This window comes from Kitasatospora sp. NPDC090091 (assembly GCF_044747365.1).
In the GTDB taxonomy this organism is placed as follows: Bacteria; Actinomycetota; Actinomycetes; order Streptomycetales; family Streptomycetaceae; genus Kitasatospora.
Window position 1 is genome coordinate 268,698 of record NZ_JBIVDY010000009.1, and the last position, 20,852, is coordinate 289,549.

General features: G+C 74.3%; 10 protein-coding genes. 3 read left to right on the top strand and 7 right to left on the bottom strand.

Going from position 1 to position 20,852, the window contains the following annotated elements:
- Positions 1-11 precede the first annotated feature (11 nt).
- On the top strand, positions 12-2,537 hold the full coding sequence (locus ACIPSC_RS18340; protein WP_400826768.1) for a lysylphosphatidylglycerol synthase domain-containing protein: 2,526 nt from the start codon (positions 12-14) through the stop codon (positions 2,535-2,537).
- An 82-nt stretch (positions 2,538-2,619) separates the two neighbouring features.
- Here ACIPSC_RS18340 and ACIPSC_RS18345 read toward each other — a convergent pair whose 3' ends face one another.
- Complete coding sequence (locus ACIPSC_RS18345) at positions 2,620-2,814, bottom strand: hypothetical protein (RefSeq protein WP_313764447.1); 195 nt, start codon at positions 2,812-2,814, stop codon at positions 2,620-2,622.
- A 248-nt stretch (positions 2,815-3,062) separates the two neighbouring features.
- Here ACIPSC_RS18345 and ACIPSC_RS18350 point away from each other — a divergent pair, with 248 nt between their 5' ends.
- Positions 3,063-3,704 carry a class I SAM-dependent methyltransferase gene (locus ACIPSC_RS18350; RefSeq protein WP_400826770.1) on the top strand — a complete coding sequence of 214 codons (642 nt, stop codon included), beginning with the start codon at positions 3,063-3,065 and terminating at the stop codon, positions 3,702-3,704.
- Positions 3,701-4,276 (top strand): TrmH family RNA methyltransferase, encoded by a 576-nt coding sequence (locus ACIPSC_RS18355; RefSeq protein ID WP_400826771.1) that lies wholly within the window; start codon positions 3,701-3,703, stop codon positions 4,274-4,276. The genes ACIPSC_RS18350 and ACIPSC_RS18355 overlap by 4 nt, the downstream gene beginning before the upstream one ends.
- Positions 4,277-4,407: 131 nt before the next feature.
- Here the strand turns inward: ACIPSC_RS18355 and ACIPSC_RS18360 are convergent, their stop codons facing one another.
- From ACIPSC_RS18360 to ACIPSC_RS18385, 6 genes are all read right to left on the bottom strand, one after another.
- Positions 4,408-5,466 (bottom strand): MDR family NADP-dependent oxidoreductase, encoded by a 1,059-nt coding sequence (locus tag ACIPSC_RS18360; protein ID WP_400826772.1) that lies wholly within the window; start codon positions 5,464-5,466, stop codon positions 4,408-4,410.
- Positions 5,463-7,169, bottom strand: a complete 1,707-nt coding sequence (locus tag ACIPSC_RS18365) for a phytoene desaturase family protein (protein WP_400826773.1) — start codon at positions 7,167-7,169, stop codon at positions 5,463-5,465. Before ACIPSC_RS18365 ends, ACIPSC_RS18360 begins: the two co-directional genes overlap by 4 nt.
- 116 nt (positions 7,170-7,285) lie before the next feature.
- Positions 7,286-8,476: a cytochrome P450 gene (locus ACIPSC_RS18370; RefSeq protein WP_400826843.1), complete on the bottom strand. Its 1,191-nt coding sequence runs from the start codon at positions 8,474-8,476 to the stop codon at positions 7,286-7,288.
- Positions 8,477-8,591: 115 nt separating this feature from the next.
- Positions 8,592-18,446, bottom strand: a complete 9,855-nt coding sequence (locus ACIPSC_RS18375) for an amino acid adenylation domain-containing protein (protein ID WP_400826775.1) — start codon at positions 18,444-18,446, stop codon at positions 8,592-8,594.
- Between the two features lie 308 nt (positions 18,447-18,754).
- On the bottom strand, positions 18,755-19,672 hold the full coding sequence (locus ACIPSC_RS18380; protein WP_400826776.1) for a sterol desaturase family protein: 918 nt from the start codon (positions 19,670-19,672) through the stop codon (positions 18,755-18,757).
- A gap of 133 nt (positions 19,673-19,805) precedes the next feature.
- Positions 19,806-20,831, bottom strand: a complete 1,026-nt coding sequence (locus tag ACIPSC_RS18385; protein ID WP_400826777.1) for an Lrp/AsnC family transcriptional regulator — start codon at positions 20,829-20,831, stop codon at positions 19,806-19,808.
- Positions 20,832-20,852: the final 21 nt, after the last annotated feature.

Sequence of the window (20,852 nt, forward strand, 5' to 3'; positions counted from 1 at the left end):
GCATGCCAACCGTGGCGATCGTGACGGGGAGAGTGGACAGCGACACGGGCGGTGCCCGGTCCGGCGGCATACCCGGACCGGGCGGGCCCGGCGGCGACGCGGCGCCCGGCCCGGCCGACACCGGCCGGTTCCGCCAGCCGGTGGCGCTGATCCGACTGCTGGCCGGCGTCGCCGCGATCACCCTGACCCTGCTGCTCGCCGACTACGCCCGGGCCACCACCTCCGGCATCGCCAGCGACGTCGCGCAGGCCGCCGAACTGGTGCCGCGCACCCTGGCCGGGCTCGCCGGAGGCCTGACCACCGCCGCCCTGCTGCTGGTCCCCGCCTACTCGGCGGCCCGCCGGCTGACCTCGGCCCCGGCCGACCGCCGGCGCACCCTCCAGCACCTCTCCGACGGTCTGCTGGCCGCCGTCCTCGCCTACGGGATCTCGCTCGCGCTCGACCTCTGGGTGGACGAGGCCGCCTCCCCGACCCTGGTCGCCGCGCTCACCCAACGGCTGCCCGGCGGAGGCCTGGCGCACACCGAACCGGTCTACGGCTACCTCGCCCCGGTGCTCGCCTTCCTGGCCGCCTCCGGCGCCCGCGAGCGCCGGCTCCCCCGGCTCACCCTCGCAGCCTCCGCCCTCGCCGGCCTGGCCGCCGGGTACGCCACCCCCACCGCCCTGCTGCTCGGACTGCTGATCGGCTGGACCGCCGCGCACGGCACCAGCTACGCCGTCGGCACCCCCGACCCGCGCCCCCGGCCGGCGCAGCTCCTGCGCAGCCTGCGCGAGGCCGGGCTGCGCCCGGTCGCCGCCCTCCCGGCCGGCCCGGACCGCTACCTGGTCACCCAGGAGGCCGGCCGCCCCGACCTCGACGTCCAGCTGCTCGACCGGCAGGCCGTCACCGCCGCCCTGGTCCAGCGCGCCTGGCGCCGGATGCGGCTGCGCACCGCCCCGCACCCCCGGGCGCTGCGCTCGCTGCGCACCGGGCTGGAGCACGAGGCGCTGGTCTCGTACGCGGCCGTCGCGGCCGGCGTCCGCACCCGCCGGATCGCCGCCACCGCGGAGCTCGGCCGCGACACCGCGCTGGTCGCCTACGAGTACCTGCCCGGCCGCACCCTCGACCGGCTGGCCGACGAGGAGCTGACCGACGCGCTGCTCACCGACGCGTGGTCCCAGCTCGCGCTGCTGCACCGGCGGGAGATCTCGCACCGGGCACTGGTCCCCTCCGCACTGCTGGTGGACGACGCCGGCGCGGTGCACCTGGTGGACCTCGCCGACGGCGACATCGCCGCGAGCGACCTGGTGCTGCGCTGCGACACCGCCCAGCTGCTCGCCACCTTCGCCCTGCGCACCGGGGCCGAGCGCGCGGTGCGCACGGCCGTCGCGGTCCTCGGTGCGGACACGGTCGCCGCCGCCCTCCCGCTGCTCCAGCCGATCGCGCTCGCCGGCACCACCCGGCGGGAGCTCCGGCGGGCGGCCGCGGCCGCCCGGGCCGCCGCGGCGGAGCAGCCGCAACCGGCAACCACCCCTGCGGCGCCGCCGGTGGAGCTGCTGGACGCCATCCGTGCCGAGGTCCTGCGCACGCAGCCGCAGGCGCCGGTCCGGGCGGTCAAGGTGGAGCGGCTGCGGCCGCGGACACTGCTCGCCGTCGGCGGCGGTGTGGTGGCCGGCTGGCTGCTGCTGCCACAGCTGTTCGCGACCGAGCAGAACCCGATCGCCGCCGTCGCCGACGCCGACCCGCTCTGGCTGGTGCTGGCCCTGCTGGCCGCCGCCACCAGCCACGTCACGGCCGCGATGGGCTTCGTCGGCTTCGTCCCCGAGCGGCTGGACTTCCGCAACGCGGTGTACGCGCAGGTCGCCGGCTCCTTCGTGAAGCTGGTGTCGCCCGGCGGCGTCGGCGGGGTGGCCCTGAACACCCGGTTCCTGCAGCGGGCCGGCATCCCGACCGCCCAGGCGCTGTCGACCGTCGGTGTCGGCCAGCTCTTCGGGCTGGTGCTGCACCTGCTGCAGCTGGGCGCGTTCGTCTACCTGATGGGCATGGAGCCCGGCGGCTCGGAGCTGGACGCGCTGCCCGCCGTGGTGGGCGGGCTGGTCGGGGCGGGCGTGCTGCTGGCCCTGGTGTCCGCGGTGCCGCCGGCCCGCCGCTGGCTGGCCGCCCGGCTGCGGCCGCTCACCTCCGAGGTGCTGCCCCGCCTGGTGGAGCTGCTGCGCAGTCCGGGGCGGCTGGCGGTCGGCGTGGCCGGTCAGCTGCTGGTCTCGCTCTGCCTGGTCGCCTGTCTGTACTGCTGTGCCCGGGCGGTCGGGCGGGAGCCGGCCTTCGCCGCGGTCGCGGTGGTCTTCCTGATCGGCAACGCGGTCGGCAACGCGGCGCCGACCCCGGGCGGGGCCGGCGCGGTGGACAGCGCGCTGGTGACGCTGCTGGAGCACTCCGCGTCGATGGAGGAGGGCGGCGCACTGGCCGCCGTGGCGCTCTACCGCCTGCTGACCCTGGTCCTGCCGGTGCTGCCGGGGTGGGCGGCCTTCGCCTGGCTGCAGCGGCGCGGCGCGCTGTAGCGAGGGCGGCGGGCGGCCGCCACGCCGAGGGACGGCTGCCGCGTCCGCTCGCGGCGGCGGCGGAACCCAAAGCCCCCTGCGACTACTCGCGGTACTCGTCCTCGTCGAGCTGGACGATCCGGCTCTGCTCGGCGACGTCGGCGACCTCGGTGGCCGGGTCCGCCCCGAGCGCGCGGCGCTCGGCCAGCTCGTCGTACTCGTCGCCCTCCTCGGGCTCCTCGTCCGGCTCCACCACCTCGGCGACCTCGTCCAGGTAGTCCTCGTGATTCTGCGGCATGGCATCCGTCCTTGCTGCTCGGAGGCTCCCACGGGCCCGCCCCGGGTACTGGAAGTATCCGCCGACCGCCGCCCGGGCGCGATGCGCCGACGGCCGCCCGGCGTGTTGCCGGGCCCGCCCGGCGGCCGCCGCCCGGCCGGACGGAATCCGGGGTCCCGGCCGCCCGGGGGTACGATCAGTGCCGTACCAGCAGGGCTTACCCACACCCACCCGGTGGCCCCGAGGCCCTTACGAACGACGGGGAAATCATGTCCGGCTCGCACTACTTCACCGGTGCACCCGAGGTCGAGAGCGACCGCCGCCCGATCACGGTGACCCTCCCGGACCTCACCCTGGAACTGACCACCGACAGCGGGGTGTTCTCCCGCAGCCGGCTCGACCCGGGCACCCGGATCCTGCTGGAGCACGCGCCGCCGCCGCGGGTCCGCGGCCCGATCCTGGACGTCGGCTGCGGCTACGGCCCGATCGCGCTGACCTGGGCGACCCGCCGCAAGCGGCTGCCGGTCTGGGCGGTGGACGTCAACACCCGCGCGCTGGAGCTGGTCCGGCTCAACGCGAAGGGGCTCGGGCTGGGCAACGTGCAGGCGGCGCTGCCGGAGGACGTCCCGGCGGACCAGCGGTTCGCGGCGATCTACTCCAACCCGCCGATCCGGATCGGCAAGGCCGCCCTGCGCCGGCTGCTGCACCAGTGGCTCGGCCGGCTCACGCCGGACGGCTCGGCGTTCCTGGTGGTGCAGAAGAACCTGGGCTCGGACTCGTTGCAGAAGTGGCTGAACGAGCAGGGCTACCCGACCACCCGGGTCACGTCGGTCAACGGGTTCCGGATTCTGGAAGCGCGGCCCCGCCCGGAGGGTGAGGGCCCCGAGAGTGGACGAGGTACGACGACGTGAAGCAGCTCCGCGGGACCGAACTGAAGCGGCTGCACCGCTCGTGGCGGCGCAGCAACGAGTTCCGGCTCGCGCTGATCCTGGAGAACCTGCAGTCGCCGTTCAACGTCGGCTCGGTCGTCCGGACCGCCGCCGCGATGGGCGCCGAGAAGCTCTACCTCACCGGCGACACTCCGTCGGTGCGCTCGTCCGGCGCGCAGAAGGCCGCGATGGGCACCGACAAGTACCTCAAGGTCGAGCACTTCCCGACCGTCGGCGAGGCGGTGGCCGCCGCCAAGGCGGACGCCTTCAAGGTGGTCGGCCTGGAGCTGGCGGACGAGGCGGTGCCGATGTTCGCCGCCCAGCTGACCCCGGCGGTCGCCTTCGTGCTGGGCCACGAGGACCGCGGCATCACGCCGGAGGCGCTGAGCCTCTGCGACCAGGTGGTGTTCGTCCCGCAGCTGGGCCGGGTCGGCTCGCTGAACGTCTCGGCCGCCGCGACGGTGGCCTGCTACGAGGCGCGCCGCCAGGGCTACGCGATCAGCGGCACCCCGGACGGGGACGTCGACGGCGGTCCGGACTTCGACGACGAGTGACCGGCGGCGGGTGACCGGCGCCGGGTCGGCCTACGAGGTGTGACCGACGGCGGGTGACCGGCAACGACCGGCCGGCCGGTGGGAGGGAGGCTCCGGGCCCCCTCCCACCGGCCGTTCGCCGCTCGGACCGCTCACACCTCGACCAGCACCTTGCCCCGGTTGGCCTCGCGGTCCAGGTAGAGGCTCCGGTAGGCCTTCGGGATCTCGTCGAAGCCCTTGTGCACGGTCTGGTGGTAGCGGATCCGGCCCTCGCGGACCAGGCCGCCGAGGTCCCGGTGCATCTCGGCCAGCAGCGGTCCGGTGAACCACTCCTGGGCGAAGATCCCGCGGACGGTGGTGCGCGGGAACATGATGTACGGCAGCAGCCGGGGCCCGGTGAGCTCGCCGTTCACGGTGGTCGCCCACTGCCAGCAGACCGCCACCCGGCTGTCCACGTTGAGCATGGTGAACACCGCGTCGGTGACCGTCCCGCCGAGGTTGTCGAAGTAGCGGTCGACCCCGTCGGGGGCCGCGGCGAGCAGCTCCCGGCGGACCGTCTCCGCGTCGTCCGCCTGGTCGTACAGCACCACCTCGTCGAAGCCCAGCTCCCGCAGGTACTCGGCCTTGCCGGGCGAGGCGGTGGTGCCGACCACCCGGCCGGCGCCCGCGAGCCGGGCCAGCTGGGCCACCAGGGTGCCGATCGAGCCGGAGGCACCGCTGATCACCACCGTGTCCCCGGAGCGGACCTCCAGGAACCTGGTCATCGTGCCCCAGGCCGTCATCCCCGGCGCGCCCATGATGCCGAGCGCCGTGGAGAGCGGCAGCCGCTCGTCGTAGTCGGCCGGGTCGAGCCGCCGGTAGGCGGGGAAGACCATCGGGAAGGCGCCGGTCCGCCACAGCTCCTCGGCCCCGTTGTGGACGACGTGGCTGCGCCAGCCGCCGAAGCCCTGGACCAGCTCGCCGACCCCGAAGGCGGCCTCCGGCCCGGCCTCCACCACCTCCATGACCGAGTCGGCTCCCATGTGGTCGCCGATCGGCGTCTCCAGCGCCAGCCCGTTCTGGTAGGGGTCCACCGAGACGTACCGGGTGCGGAAGAGCATCTCGTCCGGGCGGAGCCGGACCTCGACGTCCTCGACGACCTTCCGGTAGATCCGGTTGACGTCCGGCACCCCGTCGAGGTGCTCGCGGACCACCCACTTCTCGATCTTCATGCCAGGGCCCCTGTCGAAACGGTGCTGGTGGACGGGTTCTCCTCGACGAGCTCGGCCGGTTGCGCCGGCGGGTCGACCGGGAGGATCAGATGGGTCGGCGGCGGCGAGCCGAGGTCGACCGAGGCGGTGAACTCCAGCCCGTCGTCCCGGCAGACGAAGTGCATCACGTGCCGGCCGGCCGCGGCGGCCCGGATCAGGCCGCCGATGGTGGCCCAGACCCCGGAGAGGTAGAAGTTGGACAGCCCGGGCAGGACCGGGCCGTGCCGCTTGATCTCCTTCTCCATCGTCTCGGCGCCCTCGACGAACGGGTTCCAGCCCGGGAACGTGCCGTCGTGGACGCCGGTGTAGCGGACCTGGGTGAGCGGGGTGGAGACGTCCGCGACGGCCACCGCCCCGGCGAAGCCGGGGAACCGCTCCTCCAGGAAGGCGACGATCCCGTTGCGGACCCGGCGCTTGGCCTCCGTGTACTCCCGGCCGTGCTTGACCGGCAGGGTGTGCAGCTCCTCGCCGCGCCGTACCCGCGAGAACTGCTCCGGGCCCTGGTGCAGCGCCCGCCAGGGGGCGATGTCCGAGAAGTAGGTGGCGAAGACCACGGTGGAGTCCCGGGGTGCCAGCTCCGGGTAGTGCCGGGTCCGGAACTGCACGTTCATGCTGGGGCAGCGGATGCCGGTCAGACCGGCGGTCTCCCGCTCGGAGAGCAGGTAGGTGGTGCACGGGTCGCCCGTCGGGAACGGCCGGCGCAGACCGAGGAAGAGCGCGACGTAGCCTGGCGAGAGCTGGCCCGGCTCGTCGATCAGCGAGGTGTAGAGCCGCCGGTAGGTGTCGTTGAGGTAGCGGCCCTTGAGCAGCTTCATCACCGTGGTGTGGCCGTCGGCGGCGGAGACCACGACGTCGGCGCGGAACTCGCGGCCGTCGCTCAGCCGGACGCCCACCGCCCGGTCGTCCTCGACCAGGATCTCCTCGACCCTGGCGTTGTACGTCACCTCGCCGCCGAGCCCGAGGTAGCGCTGCTCGATCGAGCGGGCCAGCGCCAGCGAACCGCCCTCCGGCACCCCGGCGGCCCGGTTGGCGTGCGAGGCGAGCTGGAAGTAGAACGGCAGCACCGGGAAGGCCGGGTGCTTCTCGTAGAGGATGAAGTTGAACGCCTCGCGCAGCAGCGGGTCGCGGAACCGGAGCGCGTAGTCGGTCATCAGCACACTGATCGACCTGCGGATGGTGCCGAAGTAGGGGAGGAACGAGGCGAGCATCCGCCAGCGCTCGGACCGGCGCATCAGCCCGACCGGCTTGAGGAACGGGTAGACCGCCAGCGCCTTCTGGAAGGTCCGGATGCCGTCGCAGAACTCCCGGATCGGGACGGCGTCGACCGGGGAGATCCCCAGCAGGTGGGACTCCAGCCGGTCCGGGTCGGAGTAGAAGCGGACCTCCCGGCCGTCCCGGCCCCGGACGATGTTGAACACGTCGAAGTGCCGCATCTCCTTGCCCTGGAGCGCGCCCAGCTCCAGCCAGATCTGGTACATCTCGTTGCCCGGCCCGTTGCCGAGCAGCCAGCTGATGCACCAGTCGAAGGTGAAGTCGCTGCGGTCCCAGCCGGTACAGGAGCCGCCGGGGATCTCGTGCATCTCGAAGATCCGGGTGCGGTAGCCGTTCATCCGGGCGTAGCAGCCGGTGGAGAGCCCGCCCAGGCCGCCACCGATGATGATCATCGATTCCCGTCGGCGTTCTGGCGCCTTGTCCCGTGCCAATTCCCTGGCCTTCCTCGTCGTTGCCGTTGCGTGGTCGCGGAGGTGGGTCCTTCGTGGGGGCGCACCTCCCGGGGTGGTCACCAGGCGACCGGGAGCGCCTGCAGGCCGTTCACCATGGCGTCCTCCTTCCAGCGCAGCCGGCTCTCGGGGACGGCCAGCCGCAGGCCGGGCAGCCGGTCCAGCACCGTCTCGATCGCCACCTGGAGCTCCAGCCGGGCCAGGTGGGCGCCGATGCAGTAGTGCACGCCGTGGCCGAAGCCGATGTGCGGGTTGCCCGGACGGTCCAGGACGAGGCGCTCGGGCTCCTCGAAGACCTCCGGATCGCGGTTGGCCGCGGCGGTGGCGATCATCACCGCCTCGCCCGCCCGAACGGTCACACCGCCCAGCTCCACATCGGCCGTGGCGTACCGGGGCAGGCTGAACCCTGTGAGCAGCGGCACGTAGCGCATCAGCTCCTCGACTGCCTTCGGGATCAGCTCGGGCTGCTTTCGCAGCTGCTGCAACTGGTCTGGATTGACCAGGAGTTGGTGGAAGAAGTTGCCGATCTGGTTGGTGGTGGAGACGAAGCCGGCGATCAGCAGGTCGCAGCCGATCGAGAGCAGCTCCTCCTCGGTGATCAGCCCCTCCTCGCGGCAGGCCCGGACCAGCACGGTCAGCAGGTCCGGGCCGGGCTCGCGTCCGCGCAGGTCCAGCACACCGGCCAGGTACTCGATGAACGCCCGGCCCTCGACGGCCAGCACCTCACCGGGGGTGACGGCGGAAAGCACCGTCTCGGCCCAGGCCCAGAGCATCCGGTGGTCCTCGGCGGGGATGCCGAGCAGCTCGCAGATGATGGTGGTCGGCATCGGCACGGCGAAGTCCCCGACCAGGTCGGCCGGTTGGCCGGCCGCGACGAAGGCGTCGATCAGCCCGTCGGCCAGCTCGCGGGCCCGGTCGCGCAGCCGCTCGACCCGGCGGGCGCTGAACTCCCGGGCCACCAGTGAGCGCAGCCGGGTGTGTTCGGGCGGCTCGGTGGAGAACAGACCGGCACCGGTGCGGGCGACCGGGCGCATCCGGGGCTGGTCCCGGCCCATCGCCTCGGCCAGGCTGAAGCGCCGGTCGGCCAGTACGGTGCGCACGTCCTCGTAGCGGGTGGCCAGCCACGCCCCGTCGCCGTACGGCAGCCGGACGCGGGTCAGCGGCCGCTCCCGCAATTCGGCGTAGTGGGGGTGGAGTTCGAGTCCGACCGGCTCGAAGGGGTAGGACAGCGGCGGGTGCTGCCGGAGCACGGCGAGGTCCACCTCTCGTACGGGGCCGGGGACGGGGGCGGAGCTTGCGCCGGGGGCGAGCCCGCCGGGGACCGGAACGGGCACAGGGCCGGGGACGCCGGCGCGGATTCCGGTCTCAGGACGCATCGGCGGCACCCCCGGCGAGGATCGACCGGGCCAGCCCGGCGTTGCGGGCGCTGTACTCGCTGTCGAGCATCTCGGCATGGGCGCCGAAGCCCTGGAACACCGCCGTCCCGGCCGCCGAGCTGCCGTGCCAGGCGCCGTGCTCCCCCGCCGCGTAGCGGGCGGCCGTGGCGTCGTCGGAGATCACGCTGACCGGCGCCGCGATCACCCCGAGGTTGGGCGTCCGGCTGCAGAACTGCAGGTAGTCCCGGGCCTGTTCGCGGGTCTCCTGGGCGACGGCGGTCGAGCCGGTGTGCCGCAGCAGGTGCTCGGCCAGCTCGCGCTCGAAGGCCTGCACGTGCTCGTCCCGGAGGGTGTAGCACTCCGGGATCCGGTGCGAGTCCATGATCACCACGTTGGGCACCGCCCGGCCGCGCCGCTCCAGCTCCTTGGCCACCTCGAAGGCGAGGTTGCCGCCGAGCGAGTAGCCGAGCAGCGCGCACGGCCCCTCCGGATGGACGGCCTCGATCAGGTCCGCGTAGCGGGCGACCTTGTCGTCCCCCGCGAGGTAGTTGAAGGCGACCATCCGGTACTCCGGCAGGTGCGCCGCGAACTGCCGGTACACCAGGCCGTGGCCGCCGGCCGGCGGGAAGCAGAACAGCGTCTGCTGCCGCTCCCGGTTGAACCAGAGGTACGGCCGGCCGCCCTCGATCCGGCCGGTGACGACCTGCTCCAGCGCCCGGGCCATCCCGTGCAGGGTGGTGACCTTGAAGAGCAGGCTGACCGGGACGCTGACGTTGAACTCGGTCCGCAGCCCGTGGATCAGCTCGATCAGCCTGATCGAGCTGCCACCGCACTCGAAGAAGTCGTGCTGGAGGCCGAGGCCGTCGACGCCGAGCAGCGCCCGCCAGTGCTCGGCCATCCGGACCTCGTAGAGGGTGGTCGGCGGCTCCGCGGCCGGCTCCGCCTCCGCCCGGGGCGCGGGCAGCGCGGCGACGTCCACCTTGCCGTTGGCGGTGAGCGGCAGCGCGGGCAGCTCGGTGATGTGCGTGGGGATCATGAAGGTCGGCAGGTAGCCGGCCAGGTGGCGGCGGAGCTCCCGGCGGTCCAGCGTCCGCCCGGCGGCCGGGACGCAGTAGGCGCAGAGCACGTTGTCGCCGCCCCGGTCGGCCCGGACGGTGACCACCGCCTCGGCCAGCTCGGGCCAGGCGGCGAGCCGGCTCTCGATCTCGCCGAGCTCGATCCGGTGGCCGCGCACCTTGATCTGCGAGTCGGCCCGGCCGAGCAGGTGCACCCCGCCCCCGGCGTCCCAGCGGGCGAGGTCGCCGGTGCGGTAGAGCCGGACCGGCTCGGTGCCGTCGGCCCCGCCGAGCGGCAGAGTGACGAACCGCCGCGCAGTCTGCTCCGGGTCGCCGACGTAGCCGAGCGCGACCCCTGAGCCGCCGATCCACAGCTCCCCCGGCACGCCCGGCGGGACCGGCCGGCCCTGGTCGTCCAGCAGGTAGCAGGCGGTGTTCGGGAACGGCCGCCCGATCGGAACCATCCGGCCGGGCTCCAGTCCCTCGACCGGGCCCTCGAAGTACGCGCTGTCGATGGTGGCCTCGGTCAGGCCGTACGAGTTGACCAGCCTGGTCCGCGGGCCGCAGAGCGCGCGCAGCCGCTGGTACTCCTCCACCTTCCAGACGTCCGAGCCGACCACCAACAGCCGCATGAAGTCCAGCCGCAGGCCGGACCGTTCGCAGTGGCCGGCCACCGTCCGGACCACCGCCGGGACGAACTCGCCGGCGTCCACCCGCTCGGCCCGCATCACGTCGAGGAGCCGGGCGGTGTCGAACAGCAGCTCCCGGCCGGCCAGCACCAGGGTGCCGCCCGAGCAGAGCGCACGGACCACGTCCCCGGTGAAGACGTCGAAGGACGGACCGGCCATCTGGAGGTGGACCCGGGCCTCGCTCTCCAGCCGGTACTCGGTGCGCCAGGCCTGGTAGGCCGAGGCGAGGTTGGCGTGCGAGACCGCGACGGCCTTCGGGCGGCCGGTCGAACCGGAGGTGTGGATGACGTAGGCCGGGGACTGCGGGTCGACCGGCCGGTCGGTGAAGGCGTCCGGCGTGAGGACGGCGTCCGGGGTGAGGGCGGCGCCTGGGGCGGAAGCGGCCTCCGTGGCGGGGGCGGCGTCGGCCGCTGTCGGGGCGGTCCCGTCCAGCAGCTCGCCGGCGGCGACCAGCCGCACCGGCAGCCCGCCGAGCCGCTCGGCGTCGTCGCCGACCAGCAGCACCGCGCCGACCTGCTCCACCATGTACGCCAGCCGGTCGGCCGGGTGGGCCGGGTCGAGCGGCAGGTAGGCGGCGCCGGTGCAGAGCACCGCCAGCAGCACGGTGATCAGCTCCGGCGACTTCTCCAGGCAGAGCGCCACCACCGCGCCCGGCCCGGCGCCGAGCGCCCGCAGCCGGGCGGCGGCCCGGCCGGAGCGCAGCGCCAGCTCTCCGTAGCCAAGCCGGGCCGCGGGACCGGACTCCGCCGGCGCGACGACCGCGCAGGCCTCCGGGGCGGCGGCGGCCGCGCGCAGGATCAGCTCGTGCACCGGCTCCTCGTGCGCCACCCGCCGGTCGGCCCCGCTCCACCGCTGGAGCACCACGGCCCGCTCACCGCGGCCGAGCGGCTCCAGCCCGGTGGCCGGCTGCTCGGCGGCCGCCCCGGTCAGCCCCGCCAGCAGGTTGACGTAGTGGCCGGCCAGCCGGGCCGCCGTCTCCGGGAGGAAGAGGTCGGTGTTGTACTTGAGGACGCAGTGGAACCGGCGCTCCGCCTCGTCCTCGTAGGCGGACAGCGTCAGATCGAACTGCCCCTCCTCCTCCGGCAGTTCGATGTACTCCAGGCGGTAGCCGTACTTCTCGGCGGCCACCTTGTGGTGCAGCAGGATGAACATCGCCTGGAACACCGCCGAGCGGCTCGGGTCGTGCTGCAGCCCGAGCTTCTCCACCAGCAGCACGAACGGGTACTCCTGGTGGTCCAGCCCGCCCAGCACCGCGGTGCGCACCCGTGCCAGCAGCTCGGCCACCGTCGGCGCACCGGACAGCGAGACGTGCAACGGAAGCGGGTTGACGAAGTACCCGTAGACCGAGCCGAACTCCTCGTCCGTCCGGCCCGTCACCGGACTGCCCACGATGATGTCGTCCTGGCCCGAATGGGCGTGCAGCAGCAGGTAGTAGGCGCTGAGCAGCACCATGAAGACGGTCACGTTGTGCGCGCGGGCCAGCGCGTGCACCCGGGCGCTCAGCTCCTCGTCCAGGACGAAGAACTCGGAGGCGCCGTTGTTCGTCTGCACCGCCGGCCGCGGCCGGTCGGTGGGCAGCTCCAGGACCGGCACCTCGGCGGGCAGGTGTGAGCGCCAGTACTCAAGCATCCGCGGCGCCTCGCGGCCGGCCAGGAACGCGTTCTGCCGGTTGAGGAAGTCCAGGTAGCGGGCCCCGACCGGGGGCAGCTCGGGCGCCCGCCCCTGCCGCAGGCCCTCGTAGACCGCGAGCAGTTCCTCGATGAAGGTGAAGGTGGAGATCGCGTCCGAGATGATGTGGTGGACGGCCTTCATGATCACCCAGCGGGCCGGCCCGCGCCGGAACAGCCGGAACCGCACCAGCGGATCGCGCTCCAGGTCGTACGGTCGGCGGTACTCGCGCACGATCAGGTCGTGGACGTCGGCCCACTCCAGGCCCTCGACGTCGAAGACCCCGAAGTCCGGCTCGACCGCGGGCGAGATCCGCTGCACGGGCCGGCCGCCGTCGAGCACGAAGTTGGCCCGCAGGCTCGGGTGGCGCTCGACCATCGCCCGGAAGGCCGCGGCCATCAGCTCCGGCTCCAGCTCCACCCGGACCTCGACCGCGCCGCCGATGTTGTACGCGAAGCCGTCCGGGTTGAGCTGCTTGAGGAACCAGAGCGCCTTCTGGTTCTGCGTCAACGGGTACGCCGACTCGTCCTCGTACCGCTCGGCCCCGGCCGCCCCGGCACCGGAGCCGTCCTCGTCGAGCAGCTCGGCCAGGCCCTCGTACAGCTGCGCCACCAGCTCGGCCACCGGCGCGTTGGAGAGCAGCGCCACCACCGGCAGCGCGGTGCCGAGCTCGGTGTTGAGCCGGGCCCGCAGCTCCATCGCGAGCAGCGAGTCCAGGCCGAGCCCGCTCAGGCCGCAGCCCGGCCGGATCCGGTCGGCGGGCATCCGCAGGACGACCGCGGCCAGCGCGGTGAACCGCTCGGTGAGCAGCGCCCGGCGCTCCTCCTCGCCGGCCGCCCGCAGCGCCTCCAGCAGGCTGCTCTGCCGCGGCGCCGGGGCGTTCTCCCGGGCGGCCGCGGCGAGGTCGGCGACCAGCGGCGGCGGCGCCGGGTACCAGGAGAGGAAGACCGGCCAGTCCACCACGGTGGCGACCAGCAGCTGGGCCCGGTCCTGGCCGAGCACCCGCTCCAGCACGGCCATCCCGGCCTCGGGCGCGAGCGAGCTCATGCCGCGGCTGTTGCGGTAGTGGTCGATCAGGCCGAGCTCCTCGATCATCCCGGTGGCCCACGGGCCCCAGTCCAGGCTGAGCGCCGGCAGGCCGAGGGCGCGGCGGTGGTGCGCCAGCGCGTCCAGGAAGGCGTTCCCGGCGGCGTAGTTGGCCTGGCCGGCGGTGGTGAGCAGGGAGGCGATCGAGGCGAAGAGCACGAAGTGGTCGAGCGGTTCGTCCGCGAGGCAGCGGTGCAGGGCGAAGGCACCGAGCACCTTGGGCCCGTGGACGGCGTCGAAGACCGCGCGGTCCAGCTCCGGTACCAGGGTGTCCCGGACCTGTCCGGCCAGGTGGAAGACGCCGCGGACGGGCGGCCGGCCGAGCGCGCGGTGCTCGGCGAGCCAGTCGGCCAGCGCCCGTTCGTCGGTGACGTCCAGCACGGCCGGGAGCGGCTCGGCGCCGAGCGCCTCCAGCTCGCGCAGGAACGCGACAGCCCGCCCGGCGGGGGTGTCCGGGTCGAGCCCGCGCCACTGTTCGCGCGGGGGCACCGGGCTGCGGCCGACCAGGATCAGCCGCCGGGCACCCCGGCGGACCAGGGTGCGGCAGAGCAGCCTGCCGAGCGCGCCGAAGGCGCCGGTCACCAGGTAGCTGCCGTCCGGCCGCAGGTTGGGGGGCAGCGGGCCGGTCAGGCCCTCGGCGGGGCGCAGCCGGGCGGTCAGCCGGCGGCCGGCGCGCAGCGCGATCTCGGCCTCGTCGGCGCGGGCGAACTCGCGCAGCAGGGCGACCGCTTCCTCGTCGGCGGTGGGGCCGGTGGGGACGGCGGGGGTCGACGCGGTGGGGGCGGTGGCGGGGGTCGACGCGGTGGGGGCGGCGGCGGGGGTCGACGCGGTGGGGGCGGCGGCGGGGGTCGACGCGGTGGGGGCGGTGGTCGGGCCGGCCGGCGCTGCGGCCGGGCCGAGGTCGACCAGTTTGCCGAGGTGGCCGGGCAGCTCCTGGTGGCGCAGCACCCGGCCGATGCCCCAGGCCGGGGCGCCGAGCGGCTCGACCGGCTCGCCCGGGGCGGTGGCCTGTGCCGAGCGGGTGACGATGTGCAGGCGGGCGTCCGGCAACTCGGCCGACAGCAGCGCGGCCAGTGCGACCAGGCTGTACGCGCCCGCTCCGGTGTGGCCGGCCACGGCGGCGTGGTCGGCCACCTCCAGCTCCGGCCGGTCGAGGTTCCAGAGGTGGACGACGGCGGCCGGGTCGGGGGCGCCGGAGGCCCGCCGGTCGACCAGCAGCCGGCGGAGGTCCGCGGCGGAGCCGGGCGCGACGGTGGCCGGGCGGCCGTCGGCGGGCCGGCCGGCGACTGCGGGCCGGTGGTCAGCCGCGGGCCTGCCGTCGGCTGCCGGCCGGTGGTCGGGGCCCGGGCGGACCAGTTGGCAGCTGCCGCCGCGCGCGACGATCCGGGCCGCGAGGGCGTCGGCCACGCCCCCGTTGTCGGCGAACACCATCCAGTGGTCGGGGTGTTCGGCCAGCAGGTCGGGGGCGTCCGGCTCGTCCGGCAGCTCGGTCCAGACCGGCTCGGCGAGCCAGCCGTCGATCGTCGCGAGGCCGACCGCGGCGGCGGCCTTCTCCACGTCCGCGGCCCGGAAGCCGGTGATCCCGCCGAGCGGGACGCCGTGCTCGTCGTGGACGGCGATGTCGCCGACGAGTTCGGGGCCGGCGTCGCGGGTGACGGTGGCGTGCACCAGCAGCGGGCGCTCACCGACCGCCTCCAGCCGCACCTCGTCGATGGCCAGCGGAAGTCTGATGCCGGTACCGCCTGGCGCCGCCACCAGCAGCTGCGGCGTCAGCAGGGTCTGGAAGAAGGCGTCCATCAGCACCGGGTGGACGTGGTGGCCGCCGCCCTGCCCGGCGACCGCGGCCGTCGGCCGGACCACGGCCAGCGCCTCGCCGGGCCCGATCCAGACCTCCTCGATACCCCGGAACGCGGGGCCGTAGTGGTAGCCGAGTGCGGCCAGCTCGGTGTAGCAGTCCGGGCCGGCCAACCGGCGGACGGCGCGGGCGCGGATCCGCTCGGCGTCCAGCCGGTGCCCGTGGCGGCGCCTTCGCTGGCCGGGCCGGACACTGCCGGTGGCGTGCACGGTGCGTTCCTCATCGGTGAGGGTGGCGACGGTGAAGGCGCCGTTCTCGGCGGAGAGCGAGAGCCGGACGACCCGGCTCTCGTCGTCGGGCAGGAAGAGCGCCTTGCGGAGCTCGATCCCGGCCAGCGCGGCGTCGGTGCCGCCGGTCAGCGCCCGGACGGCCTGGACGGCCATCTCCAGGTACCCGGCGGCGGGGAAGAGCACGCTGCCCTGGATCCGGTGGTCCTCCAGGTAGGGCAGCGCCTCGGCGTCCAGCCGGGCCTCCCAGGCCGGTTCGGCGCCGGCCAGGCGGCGGCCGAGCAACGGGTGGTCCAGCCGGCCCCGGCGGACCTGCTCGACCGACCGCGGCTCGACCCAGTGCCGGTCCCGGCGGAACGGGTAGCGCGGCAGCGGCACGGGCCGTCCGGCGGGCTGCAGCACCGACCAGTCCACCTCCACGCCCAGGTTGTGCAGGGCGGCCAGCGAGGCGGTGAAGACGGACCGCTCGTCCTCCTGGCGGCGGATCGAGGGCAGCGTCCGCACCTCCGGGCGGTCGGCCCCGGCCGGGCGGGCCGCCGGCGCCAGGGCCTGGGCCCGGGCCCGGGCCGCCGGCGGCTCCGGGGCGGCGCGGGCCGACGGCGCCGGGGTCCGGGCCGCCACCGTCTCCTGGATCGCGCGGCCCAGCACCGGGTGCGGGCCGATCTCCAGGAAGACGCCGAGGCCGTCGTCGGCCAGCCGCTCCACCGCCTGCTGGAACCGGACGCTGTCCCGGACGTTGTGCCACCAGTACCCGGCGTCCAGCTCGGTGCCGTGCGCGGTGCCCTCACGGGCGGTCAGGTAGAGCGGCACCTGGGCGGGGCGGGCCTTGAGCTCGGCCAGCGACTCCAGCAACTCGTCCTTGATCAGCTCCATCCGGGCGCTGTGGTACGGCACGTCGACGGCCAGCCGCCGGACGAAGACCTGCTCGGCGGTGAGCGCTTCGGCCAGCTCCGCCAGCACCTCCTCGTCCCCCGCGAGGGTGAGCGAGATCGGGCTGTTGACCGCCGCCACCGAGACCGCGTCGCCGTACGGGCGGAGCCGGCGGACCGCCTCGGCCTCGGAGAGGGCGACGGCGAGCATGCCACCGGTGCCGGCCAGCCGCTGCTGGAGCCGGCTGCGGTGCACCACCACCTTGACGGCGTCCGCCAGGTCGTAGACCCCGGCCTCGTGGAAGGCGGCGACCTCGCCGGTGGAGTGCCCGACCACGGCGTCCGGGCGCAGCCCGCGGCTGCGCCAGAGCGCGGCCAGGCCCACCTGGACGGCGAAGTTGGCGGGCTGGGCGAGCCAGGTCTCAGCCATCCGCGACCGCCCCTCGTCGGCGGCCAGCTCGTCCAGCAGGGACCACCCGGTGAGCTCGGCCAGGTGCTCGGCACAGGCCTCGACGGCTTCGCGGTAGACCGGCTCGGTCGCGAACAGCTGCCGGCCCATCCCCCACCATTGCGGGCCCATGCCGGTGAAGACCCAGGCCGTCCGGCGGTGCCGGGGCTCCCGGCGCCGGTCGGTCAGCACCCGGGGGTGCGGCTCGCCGCGCAGATAGGCGCCGAGCGCCTCGTCCAGGGAGGACCGGGAGTCGTAGACGACGGAGAGCCGGGCATCCAGGTGCTGGCGGCGGTGGGCCAGGGTGTGGCCGAGGTCGGCCAGGCGCGCGGGGGCGCCGCCGCGGACGCCGGCCAGCTCGGCCTGGATGCCGGCGGCAAGCTCGGGCAGGGCGGCGGCCTCCCGGGCGGTGAGCGGGAGCACGGTCGGGGCGCGGAGCGGCGCGACGGCCCGGGCCGGCAGCGGGACGACGGCCGTGGAGGCAGGCTCGGAGGCGGTGGAGGCAGGCTCGGGAGCGGCCTCCAGCAGCACGTGGGCGTTGGTGCCGCCGAAGCCGAAGGAGTTCACGCCCGCCCGGGCCGGACCCCGGTGCGCGGGCCAGGGCGTGGGTTCCAGCGGGATCTCGTACGGCAGCGCGGCCGGGTCGATCGCCGGGTTGAGCCGCTCCAGGTTGATGTGCGGGGGAATCAGCCGGTGCTTGAGCGCCAGCGCCGTCTTGATCAGCCCGGCCAGCCCGGAGGCCGATTCGGTGTGCCCGATGTTGGTCTTGACCGAGCCCACGTAGCACCGGTCGCCGGGGCGGCGGCCGACGGCGAGCGCCCGGGCCAGTGCGTTCGCCTCGATCGGGTCGCCGACCGGGGTGGAGGTGCCGTGCGCCTCCACGTACTGCAGGCTCCCCGGGGCGATGCCGGCCCGGGCGCAGACCCGCTCGATCAGGCTGACCTGGGCGTCCGGGTTGGGCACGGTGATTCCGTTGGTCCGGCCGTCCTGGTTGACCCCGCTGCCGATCACGACCGCGTGGATCGGATCGCCGTCGCGCAGCGCTTCGGAGAGCCGCTTGAGCGCGACGACCGCGACGCCCTCGGCCCGGACGTAGCCGTCGGCCGCGGCGTCGAAGGTGCGCGAGCGCCCCTCCGGGGAGAGGAAGCCGCCCTTGGTCTCGGCAATGGTGTACTGGGGCGCGATGTGCAGCAGGGTGCCGCCGGCCAGCGCGAGGTCGGTCTCGCCGCGCAGCAGGCTCTGGACGGCGAGGTGGACGGCGACCAGCGAGGAGCTGCACGCGGTGTCGACGGAGACGCTGGGACCGCGGAAGTCGAAGCAGTGCGAGATCCGGTTCGACACCATCGTCATCATCGTGCCGGTGGCGGTGTGCGCGGCCAGGGTCTCGAAGGAGAGGTCCGAGAACTGGGTGATCTTGTAGTCGAGGGTGAACGCACCCACGTAGACGCCGACATCACGGCCCGCCAGCTCGGCCGGCTTCTGCCCGCCGTCCTCCAGCGCCTCCCAGGCCACCTCCAGCAGCTTCCGCTGCTGGGGGTCCATGTGGTCGGCCTCGCGGCCACTGATCCCGAAGAACGCCGGGTCGAACTCGTCGAACCCGTCGATGTAGCCGCCCCGGCCGCCGACCAGCCGGCCGGGCTTGGACGCGTCCCGGCTGCCCAGAGTGGCCACGTCGTACCGGCTGCGCGGGGTGGGCGTGATGCAGTCCTTGCCGTCGACCAGGTTCTGCCAGAACGAGCGGTGGTCACAGGCGCCGCCCGGGAAGCGGCAGCCGATGCCGATGACCGCGACCCGTTCCGGACCTTCGGCGGCCGGGGGGGCGAGGCGGTCGTGGCCGGCGGTGCGGGCGGAGGTGCGGGCGGAGGTGCCCGAGGGGGTGTCGACGGGGCCGGCCGGGGCGGGGGGACCGGCGGAGTCGGGCGCTGCGGCGAGGAGTGCATCCGTCATGGTCGAGTCCTTGTATCGCTGCGTTGGCGCGCGCGGCACCGGCGTGGGGACGGCCGCACGGGCATGGGGACGGCGGCCGTGCGCCGGTTCCGGGGCGAGCCGGAAGCCGGACCGGCCACGGGAGGGGGCGGGGGCGGGGAAGCCGAGGCGGGGACCGGCCGAAGGCGGGCCGGTTCGGCGATGGGGTCGGGCCGGGAGCGTCAGGCTGTGGACATCAGGCTGTGGACGTCGGGCTTCGGACATACGGCTTCGACGGGCGACTTCGGACAGGCGGCTTCGGGCGGCCGGCACACCGGAGCGGTCACCGATCAGGCCGGGGAGTCCTCGGCCCGCACCGGCCTCCGCCAGGCTTGGAGGTGACTGGCGATCACCTCTCCGGTCCGGGGGAAGTCGGACGGGTCCTGCATCCCCACCGCGACCGGCCGGCGGCCCGGGCGCCAGGTGAAGCTGCCGAAGACGTGGTCCCAGACCGAGAGGTCGGAGCCGTAGTGGCCGGCCTCCGCCAGGTCGACGCTGTGGTGCAGCCGGTGTTGCTCCGGACCGGCGAGGACGTGGTTGAGCACACCGATCCGGACATCGACGTTGGCGTGCACGAAGTAGCCCTGGGCGACGACGAACAGCCCCACCACGAACACCGACCCGGCCGAGAAACCCGCCAACGCGAGCGAGAGCTGGACCGCCCCCTGGGTGACCAGCACGTCGACGACGTGGTTGACCCCGTTGTTGGCGACGTTGACCTTCCCCGGCACGTGGTGCACCCCGTGCAGGCGCCAGAGCCACGGGTTGGCGTGACTCCATCGGTGCATCAGGTAGTTGGCCAGCGATCCCAGCAGCAGGGCGGCCGGGATCTCCGCCCAGAGCGGCAACGCCGGATGCGGCGGCGCCAGCCACTCCACGGCGGCGGCCACCGGCACCTGCGCTAGCGCCCCGCCGATCATCGTCAGCACGAAGTAGACCCCGTACCAGCCCCATTCGCCCGGGTTCGGACGCCAATCGACTTCGTACGGGATCAGCCGTTCCAGGACCACCAGATAGCCGATGGTTCCGAGCAGGAAGAGCTGAGTGACCCGTCCGAGGTCCCATCGCCAGCGCAGCGCGGAGAACGATATCGACACAAGGACGACCAGCAGGGTCGGGTATGCGACATGACGCAGCGCGGCTCGCAACTGCCCACTCACGGCTACCCCCTTCGCGGCCCGGCCCGAACGATCACCGAAAGCGATCATTCCGATACTAACGGTGCCCGGGAGGGGATGCGAGGGATTTAAAGGGGGAATCACAAGGGCAAGCCTTGTCGGATAATAAGTAGACAAACTATCTGATCGAGCTCGATGCGAAATCCGAGGGAATTTCCCCGGATCATCTGATCAGCAGACCTGCACGCTTCACGCTGCGGACCACCGGCGCCGACTCCAGGGTGACGACGCCGTCCAGCCCACCCAGCCGGTCCGTCAGATAGTCGTAGAACGCCTCGATGTCCCGGCAGACCAGGCCTGCCGCCAGGTTGGTCGGCCCGGTGGTCGCCGCGGCGAACCCCACCTCCGGGTGGTCCGCCACCGCCTGCGCGACGGCCGTCAGCCGACCCGGGTGCACGGTCAGCCAGCAGAACGCCTCCACCTCGAAGCCGAGCAGCCGGGGCTGCACGTCCACGTCGAAGTGGAGCAGCCCGGACCGGGTCAGCGCGGCGAGCCGGCGCCGCACCGTCGCCTCCGATCCCCCGGTCCGGTAGGCGAGTTCGGCCAGCGGCGTCCGCCCGTCCACCGCCAGCGCCGCCAGCAGCCCGCGGTCCAGCCCGTCGAGCACCACCGGCCCGGGCCGCCCGGCCGGCACGGAGGCGACCGGCGCCGGCGCGGTCGCCCCTGCCGGCTCGTCCCCCACCCCGGCCCCGGCCCGCAGCCGGGCCACCTGCGCGGCGCTCAGCGCCGAGGTCCGCCCGCTCCACGCCGCCGTCCCGCCGACGAAGGTCCGCAGCAGGTAGTGCGCACTGACCGAGAGCACCCGCGGCGTCTTCGGCAGCTTCCCCAGCAGCAGCTCCTCCCGGTCCGGCCGGGCCGGCGAGCGGGTGTTGCAGATGATCTCGCCGCCGCCCGACAGCAGGCTCACCCAGGACGTCTCCGGCCGCCGGGCCAGCGCCTCCGCGATCGCCCCCGCCGCGTCCGGCACGCAGCGGACCCGCGTCAGCCAGTCGACCTCGCCGAGCATCCGGGCACTGGTCCGCCCCACCACCCGCACGCCGTCGTCGGCGCGCAGCCGGTGGTAGCGCCGGGCCACCGTCTGGTCGGACACCCCGAGGACCTCCGCGATCCGCCGGAACGGTGCCCGGCCGTCCACGTGCAGGGCGTGCAGCAGTCCCCGGTCCAGCTCGTCCAGCGTCAGGGTTTCCACCAGCAGGATGGTATCCAGTGT